Here is a 21,010-nt window from a genome sequence, read left to right on the forward strand (position 1 = left end):
GCTCTCCCCGCCAAAGGCCGAAAGGCCTTTGGAAACCAAGACGCAAGTACTCGCGGGTGCAGGGGACCGTGTCCCCTGCTGGGGGAGTTCGAGGGGGCAAAGCCCCCTCGATCGGTCCTCCTCAGCTGCCGGCGAATTCCGCCGCGCGATAGCCCTGTGCGAAGAGCAGCGCGCGCAGGTCGCCATGATCCACCCGCGCCCGCGCCGCCGCGGCGACCACCGGCTTGGCGCGGAACGCCACGCCGAGCCCGGCCGCCTTGATCATGTCGAGGTCGTTGGCGCCGTCGCCAACCGCCAGCGTTTCCGCCAGCGCGAGCCCGTCCTCGGCGGCGAGCCGCTTCAGCGTCGCCAGCTTGGCGTTGCGCCCGAGGATGGGTTCGGCGACATGACCGGTCAGGCGGCCCTCCGCCTCGAGGAGCGTGTTCGAGTGGTGCTCGTGGAACCCGACCAGCGCGGCGACGCGGCCGGTGAAGTAGGTGAAGCCGCCGGAGACCAGCGCGCAGCGGGCGCCGGCGGCGCGCATGGTCGCGACCAGTTCCCGCGCGCCGGGCATCAGCTCGGTTTCTTCCCAGGTGCGTTCGAGCGCGGCGACTTCCAGCCCCTTCAGCATGCCGACGCGCTCGCGCAGCGCGCCCTCGAAGTCGAGCTCGCCGTTCATCGCGCGCTTGGTAATGGCGGCGATGCGGTCCTTGATCCCGGCCTGGCCGGCGAGTTCGTCCAGCGTCTCGGTGGTGACGATGGTGCTGTCCATGTCGGCGATCAGCATGCGCTTGCGCCGGCCGGCCGTGTCCTGGGCGATGATGTCCACCGCTTCCCCGGTCAGCGCGGCGCGCGCGGCGGCGTCGGCCTGGTCCGGCGACAGGCCGGCGAAGGGCAGGTCGGCCGCTTCCTCGGGCGCCAGCCAGTCCGGCGTGCCGGCGGCGGCGCCGAGGGCGGCCAGCGCCTCGCGCGCGCGGTGGAGCATCGCGGCGGAAAGCCCGCCACGGGGGGCGATCAGGGTCAGAACATGGTCCATGCGCGCCGGGGTATGCCCCTGCCATGACCACGGATCAACCGCCAGCCCTGCTGCTGGCCGGGCCGACCGCGAGCGGCAAGTCGGCATTGGCGCTCGCCATCGCCGAACGGCTCGGCGGCACGGTGATCAATGCCGACAGCATGCAGGTCTATCGCGAACTGCGCGTCATCACCGCCCGCCCGACGGAGGAGGAGGAGGCACGCGTGCCGCATCGCCTCTACGGCGTGCGCCCGGCGGCGGAGGCCGCAAGCGTCGCCTGGTGGCGGGGGGAGGCGCTGGCGGCGATGGAGGAGGCCCGTGCGGCCGGCCGGCTGCCGATCCTGTGTGGCGGGACGGGGATGTATTTTTCCTCCCTGACCCAGGGCCTGTCCGAGGTCCCGCCGGTGCCGGAGGCGGCGCGGGCCGAGGCGCGGCGCCTGCTGGCCGAGGAAGGCCCGGCGGCGCTGCATGCCCGCCTCGCGGCAGCCGACCCTGATACCGCGGCGCGGCTGCGCCCTTCCGACAGCCAGCGGCTCGCCCGCGCCTGGGAGGTCTGGCGGGGGACGGGAAGGGGACTTTCCGCCTGGCAGGCGGGCGGCGGCACCGGCCCGGCGCCCTGGCGCTTCGCGGCCATCCTGCTCGACCCGCCGCGGGAGGCGCTGCGCGCCGCCATCGCCGCGCGCTGGCAGGCGATGCTGGCCGGCGGCGCAATCGATGAGGTGCGCGCCCTGGCGGCCCAGGGCCTCGACCCCGCCCTGCCGGCGATGCGGGCGCATGGCGTGCCGGAACTGGCGGCCCACCTGGCCGGGCGGATGACGCTGGAGGAGGCGTCGCGGCGGGCGATCCTCAATACCGGGCAGTACACCAAGCGGCAGGCCACCTGGTTCCGCCATCACCCCCTGGCCGATCCGAGCCTGACGCATACGATCCATGCGCGGATCACGGGTGTTGCGCAATTATCGGAAAGAATGTTCGCCGAAGTCTTCACATTTGTTGACGGGGTGCGTTGACGCGCCGCAACAGCGGGTCTAAGGGAGCGGCCCCGCCCGCCGGAGCCTCCGCGCGGGGGTGCCGCATTGAAGGAAAGACAACCCCGATGTCCGCCGCCACCAAGCCCGCCAGCACCGCCGACGCCCTGACGATGTCGGGCGCGGAGGTCGTCCTGCGCGCGCTGAAGGACAACGGCGTCGAGGTCATCTTCGGCTATCCCGGCGGCGCGGTATTGCCGATCTACGACGCGATCTTCCAGCAGAACGCCATCCGCCACATCCTGGTGCGCCACGAGCAGGCCGCGGTGCATGCGGCCGAGGGCTATGCGCGCTCCACCGGCAAGGTGGGCTGCGTGCTGGTGACCTCCGGCCCCGGTGCGACCAATGCGGTCACGGGCCTGGTGGATGCGCTGATGGACAGCATTCCTATCGTGTGCCTGACCGGCCAGGTGCCGACGCACCTGATCGGCAACGACGCCTTCCAGGAAGCCGACACCACCGGCATCACGCGGCCGGCGACCAAGCACAACTACCTGGTCAAGAAGTCCGCCGACCTCGCCCGCGTGGTGCATGAGGCCTTCTACGTGGCGAAGTCCGGCCGTCCCGGCCCGGTCGTGGTCGACCTGCCGAAGGACATCCTGATCAACAAGGCGCCCTACACGGAGCCGCCGAGCACCGAGCACCGTTCCTACCGCCCGCAGACCGAGCCGGATGCCGAGCAGATCCGCAAGGCGGTGCGCCTGCTGAAGGCGGCGAAGCGTCCGATCGTCTATGCCGGCGGCGGCGTCATCAATGCGGGACCGGAGGCGTCCCGCCTGCTGACCGAGTTCGTGCGCATGACGGGCTTCCCCTGCACGAACACGCTGATGGGCCTCGGCGCCTTCCCGGCCGACGACCGGCAGTTCCTCGGCATGCTGGGGATGCACGGGACCTACGAGGCGAACCTCGCCATGCATGGCTGCGACGTCATGCTGAACATCGGCGCGCGCTTCGACGACCGGGTGACGGGGCGGCTCAATGCCTTCTCGCCGGACTCGAAGAAGATCCACGCGGACATCGACCCGTCCTCGATCAACAAGAACGTGCCGGTGGATGTTGCGATCGTCGGCGATGCGGGCCGCGTGCTCGCCGCGCTGATCGAGTGCTGGAAGAAGGAGGAAGCGCCGCAGGACAAGCACGTGCTGACCGCCTGGTGGCGCCAGATCGACGAATGGCGCGCCAAGGACTGCCTGCGCTACCGGCAGGAAGGCAGGATCATCAAGCCGCAGCACGCGGTGAAGCGGCTGTACGAGATCACGAAGGAACTCGGCCGCGAGACCTTCATCACCACCGAGGTCGGCCAGCACCAGATGTGGGCGGCCCAGTATTTCGGCTTCCAGCAGCCGAACCACTGGATGACGAGCGGTGGCCTGGGCACGATGGGCTACGGCCTGCCTTCGGCGATGGGCGTGCAGATCGCGCATCCGGACGCGCTGGTGATCGACATCGCCGGCGAGGCTTCCATCCTGATGAACATCCAGGAGATGGGGACGCTCGCGCAGTACCGCCTGCCGGTGAAGGTCTTCATCCTGAACAACGAGTACATGGGCATGGTCCGCCAGTGGCAGGAGCTGCTGCATGGCGGGCGGTATTCGGAATCCTACTCCGCTGCGCTGCCCGACTTCGTGAAGCTCGCGGAGAGCTTCCACGCCAAGGGCATCCGCGTGACCGAGGCCGATGACCTAGACGCCGGCATCCGCGAGATGATCGCCCATCCCGGCCCCGTGATCGCCGACATCGCCGTCGCGAAGGACGAGAACTGCTTCCCGATGATCCCCTCCGGCGCCGCGCACAACGAGATGATCCTCGGCGAGGAGCAGGAAGGTGGCGTCAAGGGCGTCACCGACGAAGGCAAGGTCCTGGTCTGAGGGGCGCGGAACATGTCGGAGAACGGAAACGCGCAGCGCGCGGCGACCATCGCCGTGCTGGTGGAGAACGAGGCCGGCGTGCTGGCCCGGGTCATCGGCCTGTTCTCGGGCCGCGGCTACAACATCGACAGCCTGACGGTCGCGCCGGTGGACGAGACGGGGCGGATCTCCCGCATCACCGTCGTGACCTCCGGCACCGAGATGGTGATCGAGCAGATCAAGGCGCAGCTCGACCGCCTGGTGCCGGTGCACAAGGTGTCGGACCTGACGCTGGAAGGCCCGCATCTGACGCGCGAGCTGGCGCTCATCAAGGTGGTGGGCAAGGGCGAGAACCGCGTCGAGGCGCTGCGGCTGGCGGATGCCTTCCGCGCCCGCGTGGTGGATGCGACCACCGGATCCTTCGTGTTCGAGATGACGGGCGCGGCGGAGAAGATCGACGCCTTTTGCGCGCTGATGCGGCCGATCGGGCTGGCGGAGGTGTCGCGGACGGGTGCGGTGGCGATCGCGCGCGGGCCGCGCGGCTTGATCTGAATTCTTTCGAGACCCCGTAGGGAAGGAGAGCGCGACGATGCGCGTCTATTACGACCGCGATGCGGATGTGAACCTGATCAAGGCCAGGAAGGTCGCGGTCATCGGCTTCGGCAGCCAGGGCCATGCGCATGCGATGAACATGCGCGATTCCGGCGTGAAGGACGTGGTCATCGGCGTGCGTCCCGGCGGGTCCTGGCAGAAGGCCGAGGCCGCCGGCTTCCAGGTGATGACCCCGGCGGATGCCGCCAAGTGGGCCGACGTCGTCATGGTGCTGACGCCGGACGAACTGCAGGGCGACCTCTACCGCGAGAGCCTGCACGCCAACCTGAAGCAGGGTGCGGCCATCGCCTTCGCGCACGGCCTCAACGTGCACTTCAACCTGCTCGACCCGCGCCCTGACCTCGACGTCTTCATGATCGCGCCGAAGGGCCCGGGCCACACCGTGCGTTCCGAGTACCAGAAGGGCGGCGGCGTGCCCTGCCTGGTCGCGGTGCACCAGAACCCGAGCGGCAATGCGCTCGAGATCGCGCTGTCCTACGCTTCCGCCATCGGCGGCGGCCGCTCGGGCGTGATCGAGACGACCTTCAAGGAGGAATGCGAGACCGACCTCTTCGGCGAGCAGACCGTGCTCTGCGGCGGCCTGGTCGAGCTCATCAAGGCCGGCTTCGAGACGCTGGTCGAGGCCGGCTACGCCCCCGAGATGGCGTATTTCGAGTGCCTCCACGAAGTGAAGCTGATCGTCGACCTCATCTATGAGGGCGGCATCGCCAACATGAACTACTCGATCTCCAACACCGCCGAATACGGCGAGTACGTCACCGGCCCGCGCATCATCACCGCCGAGACCAAGGCGGAGATGAAGCGCGTGCTGGAGGACATCCAGTCCGGCCGCTTCGCCCGCGACTGGATGCTCGAGAACAAGGTGAACCAGGCCTCCTTCAAGGCGACGCGGCGCCGCCTGGCCGAGCACCCGATCGAGGAAGTGGGCGAGAAGCTGCGCGGCATGATGCCGTGGATCAAGAAGAACGCCCTGGTGGACAAGGCGAAGAACTGATCCGGGCCGCCAGCGGCGGATCGAAGGGGCGCCGGGGGGAGATCTCCGGCGCCCTTTTCATGATCGCGTCATGCGGGAAGAGGTCGCCGCCGCCGCATCGTTGCGGTAGCATCCCGGTCCTCGCGGGGGCGAAGGAGCGACATCGATGGGGTTCGTGATCACGGAGGGCGAGCTGCGCGACATCGGCCGCACCAGCTACAACCCACGCGGGTATATCCTGCTGGAATGGGGCCGCAACAACCAGCACCACTTCCGCTTCGACCTTGAGAAGAACGACCGCGGCCGCTACCAGGAATTCAGCGGTTCTAGCACCGAATACCAGTACCGGATCGGCTCCATCCATCTGAAATACGACATCTATGACACCACAGAAGGTGACATGGATTATTCGTATTTCTACATCGTCTACATGGATGGCGGGGTGTGGCAGCCGGTCTGGACCTATGCAGCGCGGACGAACCAGCGCACCGGACAGAACACGCGCTTCACCAGCAGCGCCTCGGAGCAGTCGGAGGATTATCGACTGACGAACGACCTGCTGGACGACCTCGGCCGCGTGACGGGCACGACCCAGGCCCTGGCCTGCGGGCCGACGCTCGGTCCGAGCGACGTGCCGTCCTTCGTACCCCGCGGCTGATCCCGCGCGCTTGACGGCGGGCGGCGGCGGGCCGGAGGCTGTTGCCATGACAGAGACGCCGCATCTCCTCGCCGCCGATACGGACTACCCGCGCGACTTCCTGGGCTACGGCCCGACGCCGCCCGACCCGCAATGGCCGGGCGGGGCGAAGCTCGCCCTCTCCTTCGTGCTGAACTACGAGGAGGGCGGCGAGAACACGGTTCTGAACGGCGATGCCGGCAGCGAGCTCTATCTGCATGAGGTCCCCGGCGGCTCCCCCGTGCTCGGCGAACGCAACCGCACGGTGGAATCCCAGTTCGACTACGGTGCCCGGGCCGGCGTCTGGCGCGTGCTGCGCGCCTTCGCCGCGCACGGCCTGCCGCTGACCGTCTACGGCGTCGGCCGCGCATTGGAGCTGAACCCGGAGGCCGCCCGCGCCTTCGCCGCCGCGGGGCATGAGGTCGCCTCCCATGCCTGGCGCTGGATCGACTACCACGGCATGGACGAGGCGGCGGAGCGCGCCGAGATCGCCCGCTGCGTCGCGACCATCGAGCGCCTGACCGGCTCCCGCCCCGTCGGCTGGTACACCGGCCGCATCAGCCCGAACACGCGGCGGCTGGTCGCCGAGCACGGCGGCTTCCTCTATGATTCCGACGCCTATGACGACGACCTGCCGCACTACGTCACGGCGGCGGGGAAGCCGCACCTCGTCATCCCCTACACGCTCGACAACAACGACATGAAATACGCCGTGCCGCCGGGCTTCGCGGGGCCGGACGGGTGGGAGAGGCACGTCACCGACGCCTTCGAGGTGCTGCTCGCCGAAGGCCGGGCCGGGGCGCCGAAGATGATGTCGGTCGGGCTGCATTGCCGCCTCGTCGGCCGCCCCGGGCGCGCGGCGGCGCTGCAGCGCTTCCTCGCCCGCGTGGCGCGGGAGAAGGACGTCTGGGTCTGCCGCCGCGCCGACATCGCGCGCCACTGGTGGGCGACGCACCCGCCGGCGGCGTAGCATCGCTCCACGCGGCCGGACCGCCGCGCGGCACGGGTATTGCGTGCATCGCCGCCGGACCGGGCGCTCCGCCCGGGCGCCGGGATCCATGCTGGAGATGCCTTGATGACCACGCCTCGCCACCTCGCCGCCCCGGGCCGCCGCGCCGTCCTTGCCCTGCCGGCGATCGCCCTCGCGCGCGGCGCGCTGGCGCAGGCCGGCCGAACGCTCGAACTCATCGTTCCCTATCCGCCGGGCGGCGGGAACGACATCGGCGCGCGCGCCCTCGCACCCCTGCTCGAACGGGAACTCGGCGCGCCCGTGGTGGTGCTGAACCGCCCCGGCGCCGGCAGCCAGATCGGCATGGCGCAGGTCGCCCGCGCCCGGCCGGACGGGCTGACCATCGCCTACGGGCTCTGGCCGCAGACCACCACGCTCTACCTCGATCCGGCGCGGCAGGCCGGGTTCACGCGGGAGAGCTTCACGCCGCTCGCGCTCCACGTGACGGACCCCGGCGCCATCGTGGTGCGCGCCGACAGCCCGCTACGCAGCCTGGCGGACATGGTCGCAGCGGCGAAGGCCCGGCCGGATGATTTCCGCATGTCGGACAACGGGCAGCTCGGGCATGAGCACCTCGCCTCCATCCGCCTGCAGCGCCTGGCGGGCGTCAGCTTCAACCAGGTGCATTTCAACGGCGCGGGGCCGGCGCTGACGGCGCTGCTCGGGGGGCAGACGGAAGCGGCGATCTTCGCCGTCGGCACCGCCAGCGCGCAGATGCGGCAGGGGGCGGTGCGGGCGCTCGCGGTACTCTCCCCGCAGGAAAGTCCCTTCCTGCCGGGCGTGCCCACGGCGCGCGCGCAGGGCTACGACATCGTCGCCGGATCGACGCGCGCCTTCGTCGGCCCGGCGGGCCTGCCGCCCGATGTGCAGGCCCAGCTCGCTGGCGCCCTGGAGCGGGCCATCAGGGCACCCGAGCACGCCGAGCGCATGCGGCAGCTCAACATCCCCATCACCTTCCAGGGCCCCGAGGGCTTCGCCGCCTACTGGGCAAGGGAGGAAGCCGAGCTGCGCCCGCTGATCGCCGAGCTCGCGCGGGAGGGTCGCACGCAATGATCCGCCTGGCCGCCGCGCTGCTGTTCCTTTCGGCCGCGGCGGCCCGTGCCCAGGCGCAGGAAGGCTGCTTCCGCCACCAGGGGGAGTTCCCCGCCCTGATCGGCGGCAGCCCCGAAGCAGCACGTGCCGCGCTGGACCGTATGCCCGGCATCCGCACGATCCGCGTCGGCGGCCCGGAAACGCCGATGACGCGGGACTACCGCCCGGATCGCGCGACCGTCCTCGTCGAGGGCGGCGTGGTGCGCAGCATCACCTGCGGCTGATCCGCCGATCCCCGCTTGCGGGGGCGGGAAGGGCGCGGCTAAAGTCCCGTCCGCGATGACCATGCGCGCCATCCCGGCCGGCCTGATCCTGGGGCTCCCCGCCCCGGCCGCCGCGCGCGCGCCGCTCGGCCTCCTTCTCCTTCGACTTATCCGCCCCTGGGCGTGACGCCCGGCTGATCTCGGCCGGACACCGCTCAGGGGAACCTGGGACCGAACGCGCGCATCCACATCATCGCCAAACAGGAAACGCCTGACATGGCCATCACCCATCCCTCCTTCGGCAAGCTCGAAGACGACCGCATCATCATCTTCGACACCACCCTGCGCGACGGCGAGCAGTCGCCCGGCTTCTCCATGAACCTCGAGGAGAAGCTGCGCATGGCCGAGGCCCTGTGGGAACTCGGCATCGACGTGATGGAGGCCGGCTTCCCCATCGCCTCCCCCGGCGATTTCGAGAGCGTGCTGTCGATCGCGCAGCACTTCGCCAAGGACGGCCCGGTGGTCTGCGGCCTGTCCCGCACCGCACCCGCCGACATCCTGCGCGCCGCGGAAGCGGTGAAGCCCGCCGCGCGCAAGCGCATCCACACCTTCGTCTCGACCAGCCCGCTGCACATGCGGGTGAAGCTGCGGCTGGAGCCCGAGCAGGTGCTGGACCTGGTCACCAGCAGCGTCTCCCTGGCCCGCCAGCACACCGACGACGTGGAATGGTCGGCCGAGGACGGCACCCGCACCGACCCCGATTTCCTCTGCCGCTGCGTGGAGGCCGCCATCAAGGCCGGCGCCACCACCATCAACATCCCCGACACGGTCGGCTACGCCCTGCCGGAGGACATGCACCGCATCTTCACCATGGTGCGCGAACGTGTGCCCGGTGCGGACAGGGTCATCCTGTCCACCCACAACCACAATGACCTCGGCCTCGCGGTGGCCAACACCATCGCGGCGATCCGCGCCGGCGCCCGCCAGGTGGAAAGCACCATCAACGGCATCGGCGAACGCGCCGGCAATGCGAGCCTCGAGGAGATCGTCATGGCGCTGCGCACGCGCCACGACGCGATCGCCACGAAGAACAACATCGTCACCACCAACATCCTGCGCACCAGCCGGCTGCTCGCCACCATCACCGGCTTCGACGTGCAGCCCAACAAGGCGATCGTCGGCCGCAACGCCTTCGCGCATGAATCGGGCATCCACCAGGACGGCGTGCTGAAGGACAAGTCGACCTACGAGATCATGACGCCCGAGAGCGTCGGCTGGTCGAACACCTCCCTGGTGATGGGCAAGCATTCGGGCCGTGCGGCCTTCCGCGACAAGCTGAAGGCCATGGGCTACGATATCGGCGACAACCAGCTCAACGACGCCTTCCGCCGGTTCAAGGATCTCGCCGACCGCAAGAAGGTCGTCTACGACGAGGACATCGCCGCCCTGGTCGATGACGAGGTCGTCCGCGGCAACGACCGCATCCGGCTGACGGCGCTGACGGTCGCGACCGGCATGGCGACGAAGCCGACCGCCTCCATCACGCTCGAGGTGGATGGCGAGAGCCGCGACGGTGTCGCCGCCGGCGACGGCGCGGTGGACGCCACCTTCAACGCGCTGCGCAACGCCTTCCCGCATGATGTGAACCTCAAGCTCTACGCCGTGCAGTCGGTCACCGGCGGCACCGATGCCCAGGCGCGCGTGACCGTGCGGCTCGAGGAGGGCGGCAAGCTGGTGGACGGGCAGGGGGCGGATACCGACACCATCGTGGCCTCGGCCCGCGCCTACGTGCATGCGCTGAACAAGCTGCTGGTGAAACGGGAGCGGACGGAGCCGCCGGTGGTGCTCCGCGCGTGAGCCGCGGCGGGCGCCGGGCGGTGCTGGCGGCGACGCTGGTCCTGCCCGGCGCCGCGCGCGCCCAGCCGGCCGCGCCCTCGGCGGCGCCGATCGGCACGGCGCGCATGGAGCCCGACCGGACGATCGTGCTCGACCTGATCGCGCGGCAGGGCGGGGCGATGGGCGATGCCCGCCTGGCCTACCCGCCAGGTCATCGCGATTACGACATGATCCTGCGCCACCTCGGCGGCCTTCGACCCGGCGAGACGAAACCGCTCCCGCCCTTCCCCTGACCGGTTCCCGGCCAGGTTGGGGAATCCGGCTTGAGAGTCCTCTCACGCGGGGGTAAACGCCCCCATCCTCTCAAGCCCCCTCAGTCGCGACGGCGGCCCTGGCCCGCACCGCGGGCTGTGCGGCCCCGTCGGAAGGTCCGGTACGCATGTTCTCACGCCTGTTCGGCTTCCTGTCCGCCGACATGGCCATCGACCTCGGCACCGCGAACACGCTCGTGTACGTGAAAGGCCGGGGCATCGTGCTGAACGAGCCGAGCGTGGTCGCCATCTCCGACCAGCGCGGCCGCAAGCAGGTCCTGGCGGTGGGGGAGGAGGCCAAGCTCATGCTCGGCCGCACCCCTGGCAACATCGCCGCCATCCGCCCCCTCCGCGACGGCGTCATCGCCGACTTCGAGGTGGCGGAGGAGATGATCAAGCACTTCATCCGCAAGGTGCACAACCGGCGCTCCTTCGCGAGCCCGATGATCATCGTCTGCGTCCCCTCCGGCTCCACCGCGGTCGAGCGCCGCGCCATCCAGGAGAGCGCCGAATCCGCCGGCGCGCGGAAGGTGCTGCTGATCGAGGAACCGATGGCCGCCGCGATCGGCGCCGGCCTGCCGGTCACCGAGCCCTCCGGCTCGATGATCGTGGACATCGGCGGCGGGACGACCGAGGTTGCCGTCATCTCGCTCGGCGGCATCGTCTATGCGCGCAGCGTGCGCGTCGGCGGCGACAAGCTGGACGAGGCGATCATCTCCTACATCCGGCGCCAGTTTAACCTGCTGATCGGCGAGAGCACCGCCGAGCGCATCAAGATCGAGGTCGGCGCCGCCACCGCCCCCGACGACGGCGAGGAAGGCCCGCTCGCCGAGGTGAAGGGCCGCGACCTGATGAACGGCGTCCCGCGCGAGGTGGTGGTCAGCCAGCGCCAGATCGCGGAATCCCTGAACGAACCCGTCTCGCAGATCGTCGAGGCGGTGAAGGTCGCGCTGGAGAACACCCCGCCGGAACTTGCCGCCGACATCGTGGACAAGGGCATCGTGCTGACCGGCGGCGGCGCCCTGCTGTACCGGCTCGACCAGGTGCTGCGCGACGCCACCGGCCTGCCCGTGGTGGTGGCAGAGGATGCCCTTTCCTGCGTCGCCCTCGGCACCGGACGCGCGCTCGAGGACATCAAGCGTCTTCGCCACGTGCTGAGTTCGATGTATTGATGCTGCCCCCGGTCCGGCGCCCGTCGCGGGACCGGATCAGGGCTGGCAGGGGGAAGACAGGCGCGTGATCCGGCTGAGCATCCCGCTCCGTCAGGCGTTGGCGCGGCTATCGCTGCCGCTGATGATCGCGGCGGCCTTCGGCGTCATGCTGCTCGGCAAGGCGGATGCCCTGCTGGCGGAACGCCTGCGCAGCCACCTTTCCGATGCGCTTTCCCCCATCTACGCCGCGCTGGCCGAGCCGATGGGCGCGGTGCGCGCCGCGGTCGAGGAGGTGCAGGCGCTCGCCCGGCTGCGCGAGGAGAATGCGTCGCTGCGCGAGGAGAACGAACGCCTGCGCCGCTGGCATTCCGCCGCCCTTGCCCTCGAATCCGAGAACGACATGCTGCGCCGGCAGCTCAATTTCCTGCCCGAGGCCGCGCCCGCCTTCCTGACCGCCCGCGTGGTGGCCGATGGCGGCGGCACCTATGCCCGCGCCGTGCTGCTGGCCACCGGGCCGCAGCATTCCATCCGCAAGGGCCAGGTGGCGCTGGACGAGCGCGGCTTCGTCGGCCGCGTCACCGAGGTCGGCTCCCGCTCCGCCCGCGTGCTGCTGGCCACCGACATGAACAGCCGCATCCCCGTCACGCTGGAATCGAGCCGGGCGCGGGCCATCATGGCCGGCAGCAACGGCGCCCGGCCGCGCCTGTCGCACTGGCCGGAAGGCGTTGTGCCGATGGAAGGCGAACGGGTGGTGACCAACGCCGAGGCCGGCGCCTTCCCCGCCGGGCTGCCGGTGGGCATCGTCCGCCTCTCGGCGCAGGGCGCGCCGGAGGTTGAGCTCTTCGCCCGCCTCGACCGCCTCGATGCGGTGCGGCTCTTCGACTACGGGCTGCGCGGGATCCTGCCGCCTGAATCGGTGGCCCGGCCGGAGCCCCGGCAGGGCCGGCGGTGACCTGGCGCGCGCCATGGCAACCCCGCCCTTCCGCCGCCCCCATCATGGGCGCCCGGCCCCCGCACCGGGGCTGCTGCGGCGCATCGACGATTTCGCGCGGCTGGCCTTCCCCGGCTTCTCGACCGGCTTCCTGATGGTGCTGGCGGCCGCACCGATCAGCCTGCCATCCCCGGTGTTCGCGACCGCGCTGCCCTGCATCTTCTTCTGGTCGGTGTTCCGCCCGGCGGCGATGTCGCCGCCGGTGATCTTCCTGCTCGGCCTGCTGCTCGACCTGCTGACGCTGGCGCCGCTCGGCGCCGGGGTGCTGGTGCTGCTTGTTGTGCATGGCGTGGTGCAGCGCTTCCGCCGCTTCCTGGCGCGGCAATCCTTCCTCGCGGTGTGGCTCGCCTTCTGCGCCGCGGCGGTGGGGGCGGCGGCGCTGTTCTGGGCCCTGCAGGCGTTGCTGGCATTGCGGCTGCCGCCCTTCGCGCCGGCGCTCCACGCCGCGCTGCTCTCGGCCGGGCTTTACCCGGCGATCGCGCTGCTGCTGACCCGCGTGCACGAGGCGATGCGCCAGGCGGAGACCGCGCCATGACCGCCTGGCGCCCTTGGGGCGGCCCCGGTCTGCTCGGCGGTGAACGCAGCATCCGCAAGGAGGAGGAACGCCGGCGCGGCATCTTCACCCGCCGCGCCGCTGTGCTCGGCGCCATCCAGCTCGGCGCCTTCGGCTTCCTCGGCTCCCGGCTCTACCGGCTGCAGGTGGAGGAAGGGGCGCGCTATGCGACACTCGCCGAGGAGAACCGCGTCTCCGCCCGTCTCTTCGCCCCGCCGCGCGGCCGCATCCTCGACCGCAACGGCAAGGTGGTGGCCGGCAACCGGCTGAACTGGCGCGCCCTGCTGGTCGCCGAGCAGACCGCCGATGTCGGCGCCACGCTCGAGACCTTCTCGAAGATCGTCCCGCTCGCCGACCACGACAAGGCGCGCATCGAACGCGAGATCCGCCGCAACCGCCGCTTCGTCCCGGTCATCCTGCGCGAATTCCTGAGCTGGGAGGAGATGGCCCGCCTGGAGGTGAACGCGCCGGACCTGCCGGGCATCTCGGTGGACATGGGCACCACCCGCATCTACCCGGAGACGGAGCACCTCGCGCATGTGGTGGGCTATGTCGCGGCGCCGGCGGAACGCGACCTGGACGACGACCCGCTGCTCCAGCTTCCGGGCATCCGCGTCGGCCGCGCCGGGGTGGAGCGCCATCACGACCGCATCCTGCGCGGTCGTGCCGGCGCGGTGGAGGTGGAGGTCAACGCCGTCGGCCGCGTCATCCGCGAGCTCGACCGGCGGGAGGGCATTCCCGGCCAGGACGTGCAGATCAGCATCGACGCCGAGCTGCAGAAGGTGATCCGGGGCAAGATCGACGAAGGCACCACCGCCGTGCTGCTGGATGCGCGGAACGGCGAGGTGCTCGCCATGGCGACCAAGCCTTCCTTCGACCCGAACATCTTCAATGCCGGCGTTTCCGCCGCGCAGTGGCGGCAATGGACGGCGGCGCGCACCACGCCGCTGATCAACAAGGCGACCAACGGCCTCTACGCGCCGGGATCGACCTTCAAGATGATCGTCGCGTTGGCCGCGCTCGATGCCAAGGTGTGCCGGCCGGGCGACATCGTCTCCTGCCCCGGCCATCTCGATTTCGGCAACAACCGCTTCCATTGCCACAATCGCAACGGCCACGGCGGCATGAACATGCGCAGCGCCATCATGGCCTCCTGCGACGTCTACTTCTACGAGATGGCCCGCCGTGTCGGCATCGACCGCATCGCAGCCATGGCGAACAGGTTCGGCCTTGGCGTCGATCTCGACATCGAATTGCCGGGCACGCGGCGTGGGCTGGTGCCGACCCGCGGATGGCGCCAGGCTCAGGGCAAGCCCTGGTCGATCGGCGACACCATCGTCCATGGGATCGGCCAGGGCTTCTACCAGCTCACGCCGCTGTCGCTGGCGGTGATGACGGCGCGGCTCGCGACCGGGCGGGCGGTGCAGCCGCACCTGACGCGGACGATCGGCGGGCGACCGGCACGCGGCAGCCGGCCCGAGGACTGGCCGAGCCTGGGCGTCGCCGAGGCCGACCTGCGCCTGATCCGCGAAGCGATGTGGGGCGTGGTCAATGGCGGCGGGACCGCCGGCGTGGCGCGTATCCCGGGACAATATGGCCAGCTCGCCGGCAAGACCGGCACCACGCAGGTCCGCCGCGTGACGCGCGAGCAGCGCGAGCGCGGCTACAACGCCAATGCGGTACCGCGCGAATGGCGCCCGCATGCGCTGTTCGTCTGCTATGCGCCGCACGACAATCCGCTGTTCGCCCTGTCGGTGATCGTGGAGCACGGCACCAGCGGTTCCGGCGCCGCAGCACCGCTCGCCCGCGATATCATGGTCGAGGCCTTCCAGCGCCTTGGCCCCGCCCGCCCGGGGCAGCGGGTCGCGGAGGCGGGCCGATGATCTTCGAACGCCGTCTGCTCACCCGCGACCGCGGGACCGGCATCCTGGAGAAGCTCTGGCAGATCCCGTGGTCCTTCGTGCTGCTGCTCTGCGGCGTCGCGGCGGTGGGCTATGTGGCGCTGCTCTCGGCCGGCAGCGGCAATCCGGACCTCTATGCGCAGAAGCATGCCATCCGCTTCGGCTTCGGCCTGGTGATGATGCTCTGCATCGCGCTGGTCGACATCAGGGTGATCGCGCGCTTTGCCTGGCTCGGCTACCTCGGCGGTGTCGCGCTGCTCGTGCTCGTGCTGCTGCACGGGAACATCGGCAAGGGCGCGCAGCGCTGGATCGATGTCGGGCCGATCCAGCTCCAGCCTTCCGAGTTGATGAAGATCATGCTGGTGCTGGCGCTGGCCGCCTGGTTCCATCGCGCGTCCTGGGAGCGCATCGGCAACCCGCTCTTCCTCATCCCGCCGGCGATCGCGGTGCTGGTGCCGGTCGGGCTGATCCTGAAGCAGCCCAATCTCGGCACGGCGCTGATCACCTGCATGATCGGCGCGGCGGTGTTCTGGGCGGCGGGGATGCGTTGGTGGAAGTTCGCCATCGGCTTCGCCGCTGCGGCGGTGGCCGCGCCCATCGCCTATGACCGGCTGCACGACTACCAGCGGGCCCGTATCACCACCTTCCTCGACCCCGAGAGCGATCCGCTCGGCGCCGGCTACAACATCATCCAGTCCAAGATCGCGCTCGGGTCGGGCGGGATGTGGGGCAAGGGCTTCCTGCAGGGCACCCAGGGCCACCTGAACTTCCTGCCCGAGAAGCAGACCGACTTCATCTTCACCATGATCGCCGAGGAGTTCGGCCTGGTCGGGGCGCTGACGACGCTGGGGATGCTGCTGCTGATTGTGGCCTTCTGCTACCTGGTGGCCTTCCGCAGCCGGCACCAGTTCGGGCGGCTGCTGGCGATCGGGCTCGGCACCAACTACTTCCTCTATGTCTTCGTGAACGTGGCGATGGTCACCGGCTCGATCCCGGTGGGCGGGGTGCCGCTGCCGCTGATCAGCCACGGCGGATCGGCCATGCTGACGGTGATGCTGGGCTTCGGGCTGCTGCTCTCGGCCTATGTGCACCGCGATGCCGAGATGGGGCCCATGCGGGAGTGATGCGTGCCGGACATACAAAAGGGGCTGGACAAAACCGACGCGGGCTTTAGATAGCGCCTCCTCGGTTCCGGCGGCGACGCCGGGGTCCGGAGGGCGCATAGCTCAGTTGGTAGAGCAGCTGACTCTTAATCAGCGGGTCCAAGGTTCGAATCCTTGTGCGCCCACCATCATTTAGCCGAGTTACCCACAGGCCGGATTTTCCCTGCGGACCCCATGCGGACCCGGCAGACGAAAATTCCCTTCGCGATTGGTCCAAGCCGCCACGCATCGACGCAGGGGCGGGCGGCGCCGCGCTTGGCGGCGGCGGGATTATACCGCTAGCGTTGCGAGGCTCGTGGGGAGGAGGAAATGCGCGCCGTTGGCTTTGGGGTGGCGGTGGTGCTGGCGGGGTGCGGTGTCGCGGACCATTATCCGCCGAGCAGCCCCATGGACGCCCCCGCCATCGAATTTCGAAACGCTGCGGGGGAGGGGCGCTGGTGCACGTCACCAAGTGTGCCGCGCGCCTTCGCCGAGGCCCAATACCGCTCCTGTCGCGACAGTCTGCTTGCCGGTGGCTACCGCGAGATCGGCCCTTGGTGCGGTGCGCGAGCACCCACAGAGGGGGAAACGGCAACCTCAGTGGCCCTCAGCGCGCTGGGCGGCGGCATCCTGGGCGCGGTCAACGCAGGCCGGCTCGCCGATGTGCAGCGGATCCACTACGAAGAATGCCAGCGCCGCGCGGCCGCGCAGTAGCGGCAGGTTCCCGGCGGCGCGTGGACGCGCCGCGCGCGCACGGGGGGCGGCGATCTCCCAGAGGCGGGCGTAACCGCGCACGCGAGTTTCCGGCTCACGCCCGGGGAAGCGCAAACAGGCTCAATTGCCGCGCGTCGGGATGGCGCGGCTGCGACGGGCAGCGGCACGCTTGGGCGAGCAGCCGGCGGGCCTGGGCGGTGCGCTCGCGCTCGGCTGCCAGCAACGCCCGCAGATGCGCCACGCGGCGATGCAGGGCTGCGGCAGGGCAACCGGCGCAGGTGGTGGTGGCGAGGCGTCGCAGCCCGGCCAGCGCCTCGCTACGGGCCTCGTAGAACGCGGACGCGTCCCGCCAGTCCGGCCGCAGCCGCGCGACCACGGCGGCAATCTCGGCGGGCGTCACGTCCGCACCAGTCGCACCGCCTCGGCTGGCAGGTGTTCGGGCGGGTGGCAGGTGGCGCAGGCCCATCCGGTGAGGGCCTGCGGTTCGACCCACCAGAGCCGGCTGCCGCAGCCGCAGCGGTCGCCCTCGCGCGGCTCGTCCTCGATCTCGCACCAAGCGGTGGGGCGGGCGCAGGCGGCGGCCTCGACAGTCTCGCGCGCCTCGGGCAGCGGGGGGAGCAGGCCGGCCGCTGATAGCTGCGCGGCGACATGCGGCGCCGTGACGCTGCGGCGCCCATCAGGACGGATCAGCCGCAACCAGCCGTCAGGGTCGGCCTCACGCTCGGCGCCGTCCGCGAGCGCGGCGGCGATGGCGGCGGCGAGGTGGCGCAGCCAACCATCGGCAGGCGGGGCGGCAGGATCGGCGCTCGCCCGTTGCCGCCCCCCATTCTCCCCGCTCTCTATAGGGACACAATCGACACAATCGACACAAACCTCCCCGGCCTCGCCCCCCGCCGGGGGGATAGTGTCGATTGAGTGCTTGGACAGAGACGCAAACAGGGTGCCCCACCGGCTCATGGCAGCGCCTCCCACAGCGCCGGATTGACGACCCACGCGACGCGCGGACGGCCAGCACCTTCCGGGGCGGCCCTCGGCAGAAGCCAACCGTCATCGATCAGCACCGCCGCCGCCGCGTTGATGCTCTCCGCGTCCGACAGGCCGGGAAGGCGCACGTCGCGTTGCAGCGCGCGGCCATGCACCTCCCTTGGCTTCGTCGCGACGATCCAGCGGGCCAGCGTCGCGGCGTCCCGCTCAGGTTTCGGCGCCGTCGCATCGCCATAGGTCCGCTCGGCCATCGGCATTGCGTAGTCAGCGACAAACTCGGCCGCAGCCGCGAGCGCCCGCCGCGAAATCTCAGCCGGCGGTGGCCGCATTCCTTCGTCCGCACACCACCAGAGAAATTCGAAGATCAGGCTCAGTCGCAGCGCCAGGCCGCGCGCCTTGCCAAGCGCGGACGACATGAGCCCGCCCGCGAATTTCTGGCGTCCCTGCATCTCGCGGGCCAGATCACGCATGTCCGTCAGGGCGTCGGCAGCGAGAGGGACCATGATCGGCGCCGGCCCTTCCTGGGTCGCCAGCATCTGAAGCGTGTGTAGCCGCGTAAGTGCCGCGACCGCGAACGGCATGTCGGGCGCGCGCGCCGGCAGATTGAACGGCAGCGGATCCGGCCAGAACCACATGAACCGGGCCAACAGGCCATCGTCTGCGGCCTCCATGATCTCCTGAAGGCGGGCCGGCTGCGTGCCGCCCCACCACGCGCAGGCCAGGTGCGGGACGATGATCGGGACCGGGCTCTTCTTCCGGTCCACGCGGTATGGTCGCCCGCCGTAGGATTCCAGCCAGAATGCCCGCGCGCCGTCGTTGTAGGCCGTCATTCCGAGCAGGTGCCCCGCCAGTTCGTCGCGCACCATCAGCAGCCCCTTCGGCGCACCGCCGGCCAGGTGCTCGGAGACAACTTCAATTGTCGCGTCGTTGCTGCGCAACGCTGGGGCCTTCGGTGCCGGCGGCGCCTCCATGTCTCGAGGCGGCAGCGGTGGAGGGTTCCCGCTCTTCGCCGCGCGCTTCACGTCCGCTTCCCATGCCTCCTTCCGCGCCTTGGCGATCTCGGCCGCCGCCTGCCATTCGCGGAGACGGTCGGGAAAGTCGCGCTGCATCTCGCGCTCTATCGCCGGAACGATATGCTTCAGCACGGGGTCGGCGCCGGGGCTCTTGGAGCCGCCGGAATCGCCGACGCAGCCCACCCACAGGTGCGGCGGCTCGTCCCACCCCGGATATGCCTGAGCCCACCGGGCATTGCCGATGACGGCGGATGCCGCCGCAAGCAACGGCCCGGCCACGTAGTCCGGCGGGGCAGATGCCGCCTCGGCTGCGTCCCTGATCCAGGCGCCCCACCGCTCGTCGAACAGATGTAGCGGGAACGATGGGGGCGCCCGCCGATGCAGGTTGAGGGCGCGAAGGTCCGGCGCGGCCGGTTGCGCATCGCGCACAGTGAACCCGTCAGCCATTGGGCGCCTCCCGCGCCATGCGGGCGCGCCACAGATCGTTGAAATCCTCGCCGGGGTTGTCGGGCGTGGCGACGCGCACGCGCCGCCCCTGCGCCTGCCAGATCCGCGCAGCGGTCCACGCCTCGCGCTGCCCGGCTTCATCGGCGTCAGCGGCGATGACGATCTCGCTCGGCGCGGCCGGCGGCATGATGCGCGAGAGATTGCCCGCAGCGATGGCGGCCCAGGCCGGCGCGCTCATCAGGCGGCCGGCCGAAAGGCTGCTCTCGATGCCTTCGCCGATCACCAGCGGCGCGCCCGGCATCGGCGCGGACAGCATGATCGCACCGCCGGCAGTCGGTCCCTTGCTCGCCTTTGCGGGCTCGACGGCGGCCTTCCCCGAACCGTCTCGGCGCAGGTAGGTCCGATGGATCGCCACCGGCTCGCCCGTCTCGGTCGAGACCACCAGCGCGACAAGACAGGGGAAGCTGGCGGTCTCGTGCGGATGGCGCAGTGCCGGGTGGTAGCGCAGCGCCGTGGACGCCTCCCCCGGCAGGCCCCGCGCGGCGAGGTACATGGCGGCGAGCGTGCCAGGAAGCGGCACCGCCTCATCCCAGAGTGCCAGCGCCGCGCGTGTGCGCCCGGCATTGTCGGGGCCGCTCGCGAGCGGTGGGGCGGGCGGCGTCCAGTTGCCGCCGATCACGCCGCGCACCACCGCCGTAACCCCCCCGCGGTCCTGGCAGGACGCGCAACGCCAGAGCGTGCGGCCGTCCTTGGTGGTGACGGAGAAGGTGCCACGGTAGCCGCAGGCGGGGCAGTCGCCCCGCCAGTCGCGGCCGGCGCGCTTCAGGTGCAGCGCCTGGGCAATGTCGGTGGCGTTCATTGCAGCACCGCCCCGGCCGGACCCGCCTCGATGGGGTGGACGACGCCCGGCCTCGTGCGGATGAACAGCGCGGGCAGTTTCGGCGCGACGCGCTCACGCAAAGCAGCCCATTCGCCCTGCCGCGCCGTGGCCGTCTCGACCATCAACAGCCGGCGCTTGATCAGCGCAGCGCGCACCGCCTCGGCGTAATGCGCGGGCTCGCCGGCTGCACCATGGACGATCAGCGCGCCGGCCCAACGCATCAGCGCCTCGGCCTGCGGGATCGCGGACGGGCCGGCATGCGGGGGCATGTCCGCGCCAACCAGCACGACCAGCGGCACAGCCGCCTGCGACAGCATCGCCTCTGGCACGCGGTTGTGCGCAGTCAGGTGGATGACCGCCAGGTGCCGGGCCGCTGCGGCGCGGATTAGCGGCACGTGGTAGGTGACACCCCAAGCAGACATCCACGCGATCATCGCGGCGAGCTGCCCCGCGTGCGGGAGAGGGATGCATGCCCCTCCTGCGGCGACGGACCACGGGGGGATCGCGGAATCCTCAGTCATGTGCTCGGCCCTTCCAGGCTGGCCGACACGCGAGGGACGCTGGCATCGGGAGGCGCAGTGCCCTACAAGTCGGGCGTCCAAGTCCTGCGCGTAGTTCCCGCCGCCCGGTCGCACCTCACGCGCCGGGCGGTT

At 70.6% G+C, this 21,010-nt stretch carries 22 protein-coding genes and 1 tRNA gene; 17 read left to right on the forward strand and 6 right to left on the reverse strand.

The genetic code is table 11. The features are described 5' to 3' along the window. Positions 1-121: 121 nt before the first annotated feature. Positions 122-1,015, reverse strand: coding sequence for a phosphoserine phosphatase SerB (serB, locus tag GXW74_RS17050; protein ID WP_211847736.1), 894 nt, complete (start codon positions 1,013-1,015; stop codon positions 122-124). Between the two features lie 23 nt (positions 1,016-1,038). On the opposite strand from serB, the gene miaA reads away from it, so the two are divergent. The 17 genes from miaA to GXW74_RS17135 all read left to right on the forward strand — a co-directional run bounded on the left by miaA (position 1,039) and on the right by GXW74_RS17135 (position 17,033). Further along, complete coding sequence (gene miaA, locus GXW74_RS17055) at positions 1,039-2,004, forward strand: tRNA (adenosine(37)-N6)-dimethylallyltransferase MiaA (RefSeq protein WP_211847737.1); 966 nt, start codon at positions 1,039-1,041, stop codon at positions 2,002-2,004. A gap of 86 nt (positions 2,005-2,090) precedes the next feature. Beyond that, on the forward strand, positions 2,091-3,890 hold the full coding sequence (locus tag GXW74_RS17060; protein ID WP_211847738.1) for an acetolactate synthase 3 large subunit: 1,800 nt from the start codon (positions 2,091-2,093) through the stop codon (positions 3,888-3,890). Positions 3,891-3,902: 12 nt separating this feature from the next. Beyond that, positions 3,903-4,421: an acetolactate synthase small subunit gene (ilvN, locus tag GXW74_RS17065; protein WP_211847739.1), complete on the forward strand. Its 519-nt coding sequence runs from the start codon at positions 3,903-3,905 to the stop codon at positions 4,419-4,421. A gap of 37 nt (positions 4,422-4,458) precedes the next feature. Then, positions 4,459-5,475: a ketol-acid reductoisomerase gene (gene ilvC / locus GXW74_RS17070; protein ID WP_211847740.1), complete on the forward strand. Its 1,017-nt coding sequence runs from the start codon at positions 4,459-4,461 to the stop codon at positions 5,473-5,475. Between the two features lie 145 nt (positions 5,476-5,620). Then, positions 5,621-6,112 carry a hypothetical protein gene (locus tag GXW74_RS17075; RefSeq protein WP_211847741.1) on the forward strand — a complete coding sequence of 164 codons (492 nt, stop codon included), beginning with the start codon at positions 5,621-5,623 and terminating at the stop codon, positions 6,110-6,112. Between the two features lie 46 nt (positions 6,113-6,158). After that, on the forward strand, positions 6,159-7,100 hold the full coding sequence (gene puuE / locus GXW74_RS17080) for an allantoinase PuuE (RefSeq protein ID WP_211847742.1): 942 nt from the start codon (positions 6,159-6,161) through the stop codon (positions 7,098-7,100). 105 nt (positions 7,101-7,205) lie between these two features. Then, positions 7,206-8,192: a Bug family tripartite tricarboxylate transporter substrate binding protein gene (locus GXW74_RS17085; RefSeq protein WP_211847743.1), complete on the forward strand. Its 987-nt coding sequence runs from the start codon at positions 7,206-7,208 to the stop codon at positions 8,190-8,192. Beyond that, complete coding sequence (locus GXW74_RS17090; RefSeq protein ID WP_211847744.1) at positions 8,189-8,455, forward strand: hypothetical protein; 267 nt, start codon at positions 8,189-8,191, stop codon at positions 8,453-8,455. The genes GXW74_RS17085 and GXW74_RS17090 overlap by 4 nt, the downstream gene beginning before the upstream one ends. Before the next feature lie 255 nt (positions 8,456-8,710). Beyond that, positions 8,711-10,291 carry a 2-isopropylmalate synthase gene (locus tag GXW74_RS17095; protein WP_211847745.1) on the forward strand — a complete coding sequence of 527 codons (1,581 nt, stop codon included), beginning with the start codon at positions 8,711-8,713 and terminating at the stop codon, positions 10,289-10,291. Further along, positions 10,288-10,563: a hypothetical protein gene (locus GXW74_RS17100; protein WP_211847746.1), complete on the forward strand. Its 276-nt coding sequence runs from the start codon at positions 10,288-10,290 to the stop codon at positions 10,561-10,563. Before GXW74_RS17095 ends, GXW74_RS17100 begins: the two co-directional genes overlap by 4 nt. Before the next feature lie 146 nt (positions 10,564-10,709). Further along, a complete protein-coding gene (locus GXW74_RS17105; protein ID WP_211847747.1) occupies positions 10,710-11,753 on the forward strand; it encodes a rod shape-determining protein in 1,044 nt (347 codons plus the stop codon). A gap of 64 nt (positions 11,754-11,817) precedes the next feature. Continuing rightward, entirely contained in the window at positions 11,818-12,684 is an 867-nt protein-coding gene (gene mreC / locus GXW74_RS17110) for a rod shape-determining protein MreC (protein ID WP_211847748.1), read from the forward strand. A gap of 13 nt (positions 12,685-12,697) precedes the next feature. Continuing rightward, entirely contained in the window at positions 12,698-13,258 is a 561-nt protein-coding gene (locus GXW74_RS17115; RefSeq protein WP_211847749.1) for a rod shape-determining protein MreD, read from the forward strand. Then, on the forward strand, positions 13,255-15,159 hold the full coding sequence (gene mrdA / locus GXW74_RS17120) for a penicillin-binding protein 2 (RefSeq protein WP_211847750.1): 1,905 nt from the start codon (positions 13,255-13,257) through the stop codon (positions 15,157-15,159). Before GXW74_RS17115 ends, mrdA begins: the two co-directional genes overlap by 4 nt. Continuing rightward, positions 15,156-16,301: a rod shape-determining protein RodA gene (gene rodA / locus GXW74_RS17125; RefSeq protein ID WP_211847751.1), complete on the forward strand. Its 1,146-nt coding sequence runs from the start codon at positions 15,156-15,158 to the stop codon at positions 16,299-16,301. The genes mrdA and rodA overlap by 4 nt, the downstream gene beginning before the upstream one ends. A 91-nt stretch (positions 16,302-16,392) precedes the next feature. After that, positions 16,393-16,468, forward strand: a tRNA-Lys gene (locus tag GXW74_RS17130). A gap of 181 nt (positions 16,469-16,649) precedes the next feature. Next, positions 16,650-17,033 carry a hypothetical protein gene (locus GXW74_RS17135; protein ID WP_211847752.1) on the forward strand — a complete coding sequence of 128 codons (384 nt, stop codon included), beginning with the start codon at positions 16,650-16,652 and terminating at the stop codon, positions 17,031-17,033. A 94-nt stretch (positions 17,034-17,127) separates the two neighbouring features. Here the strand turns inward: GXW74_RS17135 and GXW74_RS17140 are convergent, their stop codons facing one another. From GXW74_RS17140 to GXW74_RS17160, 5 genes are read right to left on the reverse strand one after another with little or no spacing between them, the layout of a single operon-like run. Then, complete coding sequence (locus GXW74_RS17140) at positions 17,128-17,433, reverse strand: hypothetical protein (RefSeq protein ID WP_211847753.1); 306 nt, start codon at positions 17,431-17,433, stop codon at positions 17,128-17,130. Then, the gene (locus tag GXW74_RS17145; protein ID WP_211847754.1) at positions 17,430-17,990 is read right to left on the reverse strand and encodes a hypothetical protein; all 561 of its coding nucleotides are present in this window, start codon (positions 17,988-17,990) and stop codon (positions 17,430-17,432) included. The genes GXW74_RS17140 and GXW74_RS17145 overlap by 4 nt, the downstream gene beginning before the upstream one ends. Continuing rightward, positions 17,987-19,477, reverse strand: coding sequence for a DUF3987 domain-containing protein (locus GXW74_RS17150; protein ID WP_211847755.1), 1,491 nt, complete (start codon positions 19,475-19,477; stop codon positions 17,987-17,989). The genes GXW74_RS17145 and GXW74_RS17150 overlap by 4 nt, the downstream gene beginning before the upstream one ends. Next, a complete protein-coding gene (locus tag GXW74_RS17155; RefSeq protein WP_211847756.1) occupies positions 19,470-20,336 on the reverse strand; it encodes a DUF7146 domain-containing protein in 867 nt (288 codons plus the stop codon). Before GXW74_RS17155 ends, GXW74_RS17150 begins: the two co-directional genes overlap by 8 nt. Further along, on the reverse strand, positions 20,333-20,878 hold the full coding sequence (locus GXW74_RS17160; protein WP_211847757.1) for a hypothetical protein: 546 nt from the start codon (positions 20,876-20,878) through the stop codon (positions 20,333-20,335). The genes GXW74_RS17155 and GXW74_RS17160 overlap by 4 nt, the downstream gene beginning before the upstream one ends. Between the last annotated feature and the right edge of the window lie 132 nt (positions 20,879-21,010).

The sequence above is a fragment of the Neoroseomonas eburnea genome (genome assembly GCF_018129005.1).
Lineage (GTDB): Bacteria > Pseudomonadota > Alphaproteobacteria > Acetobacterales > Acetobacteraceae > Neoroseomonas > Neoroseomonas eburnea.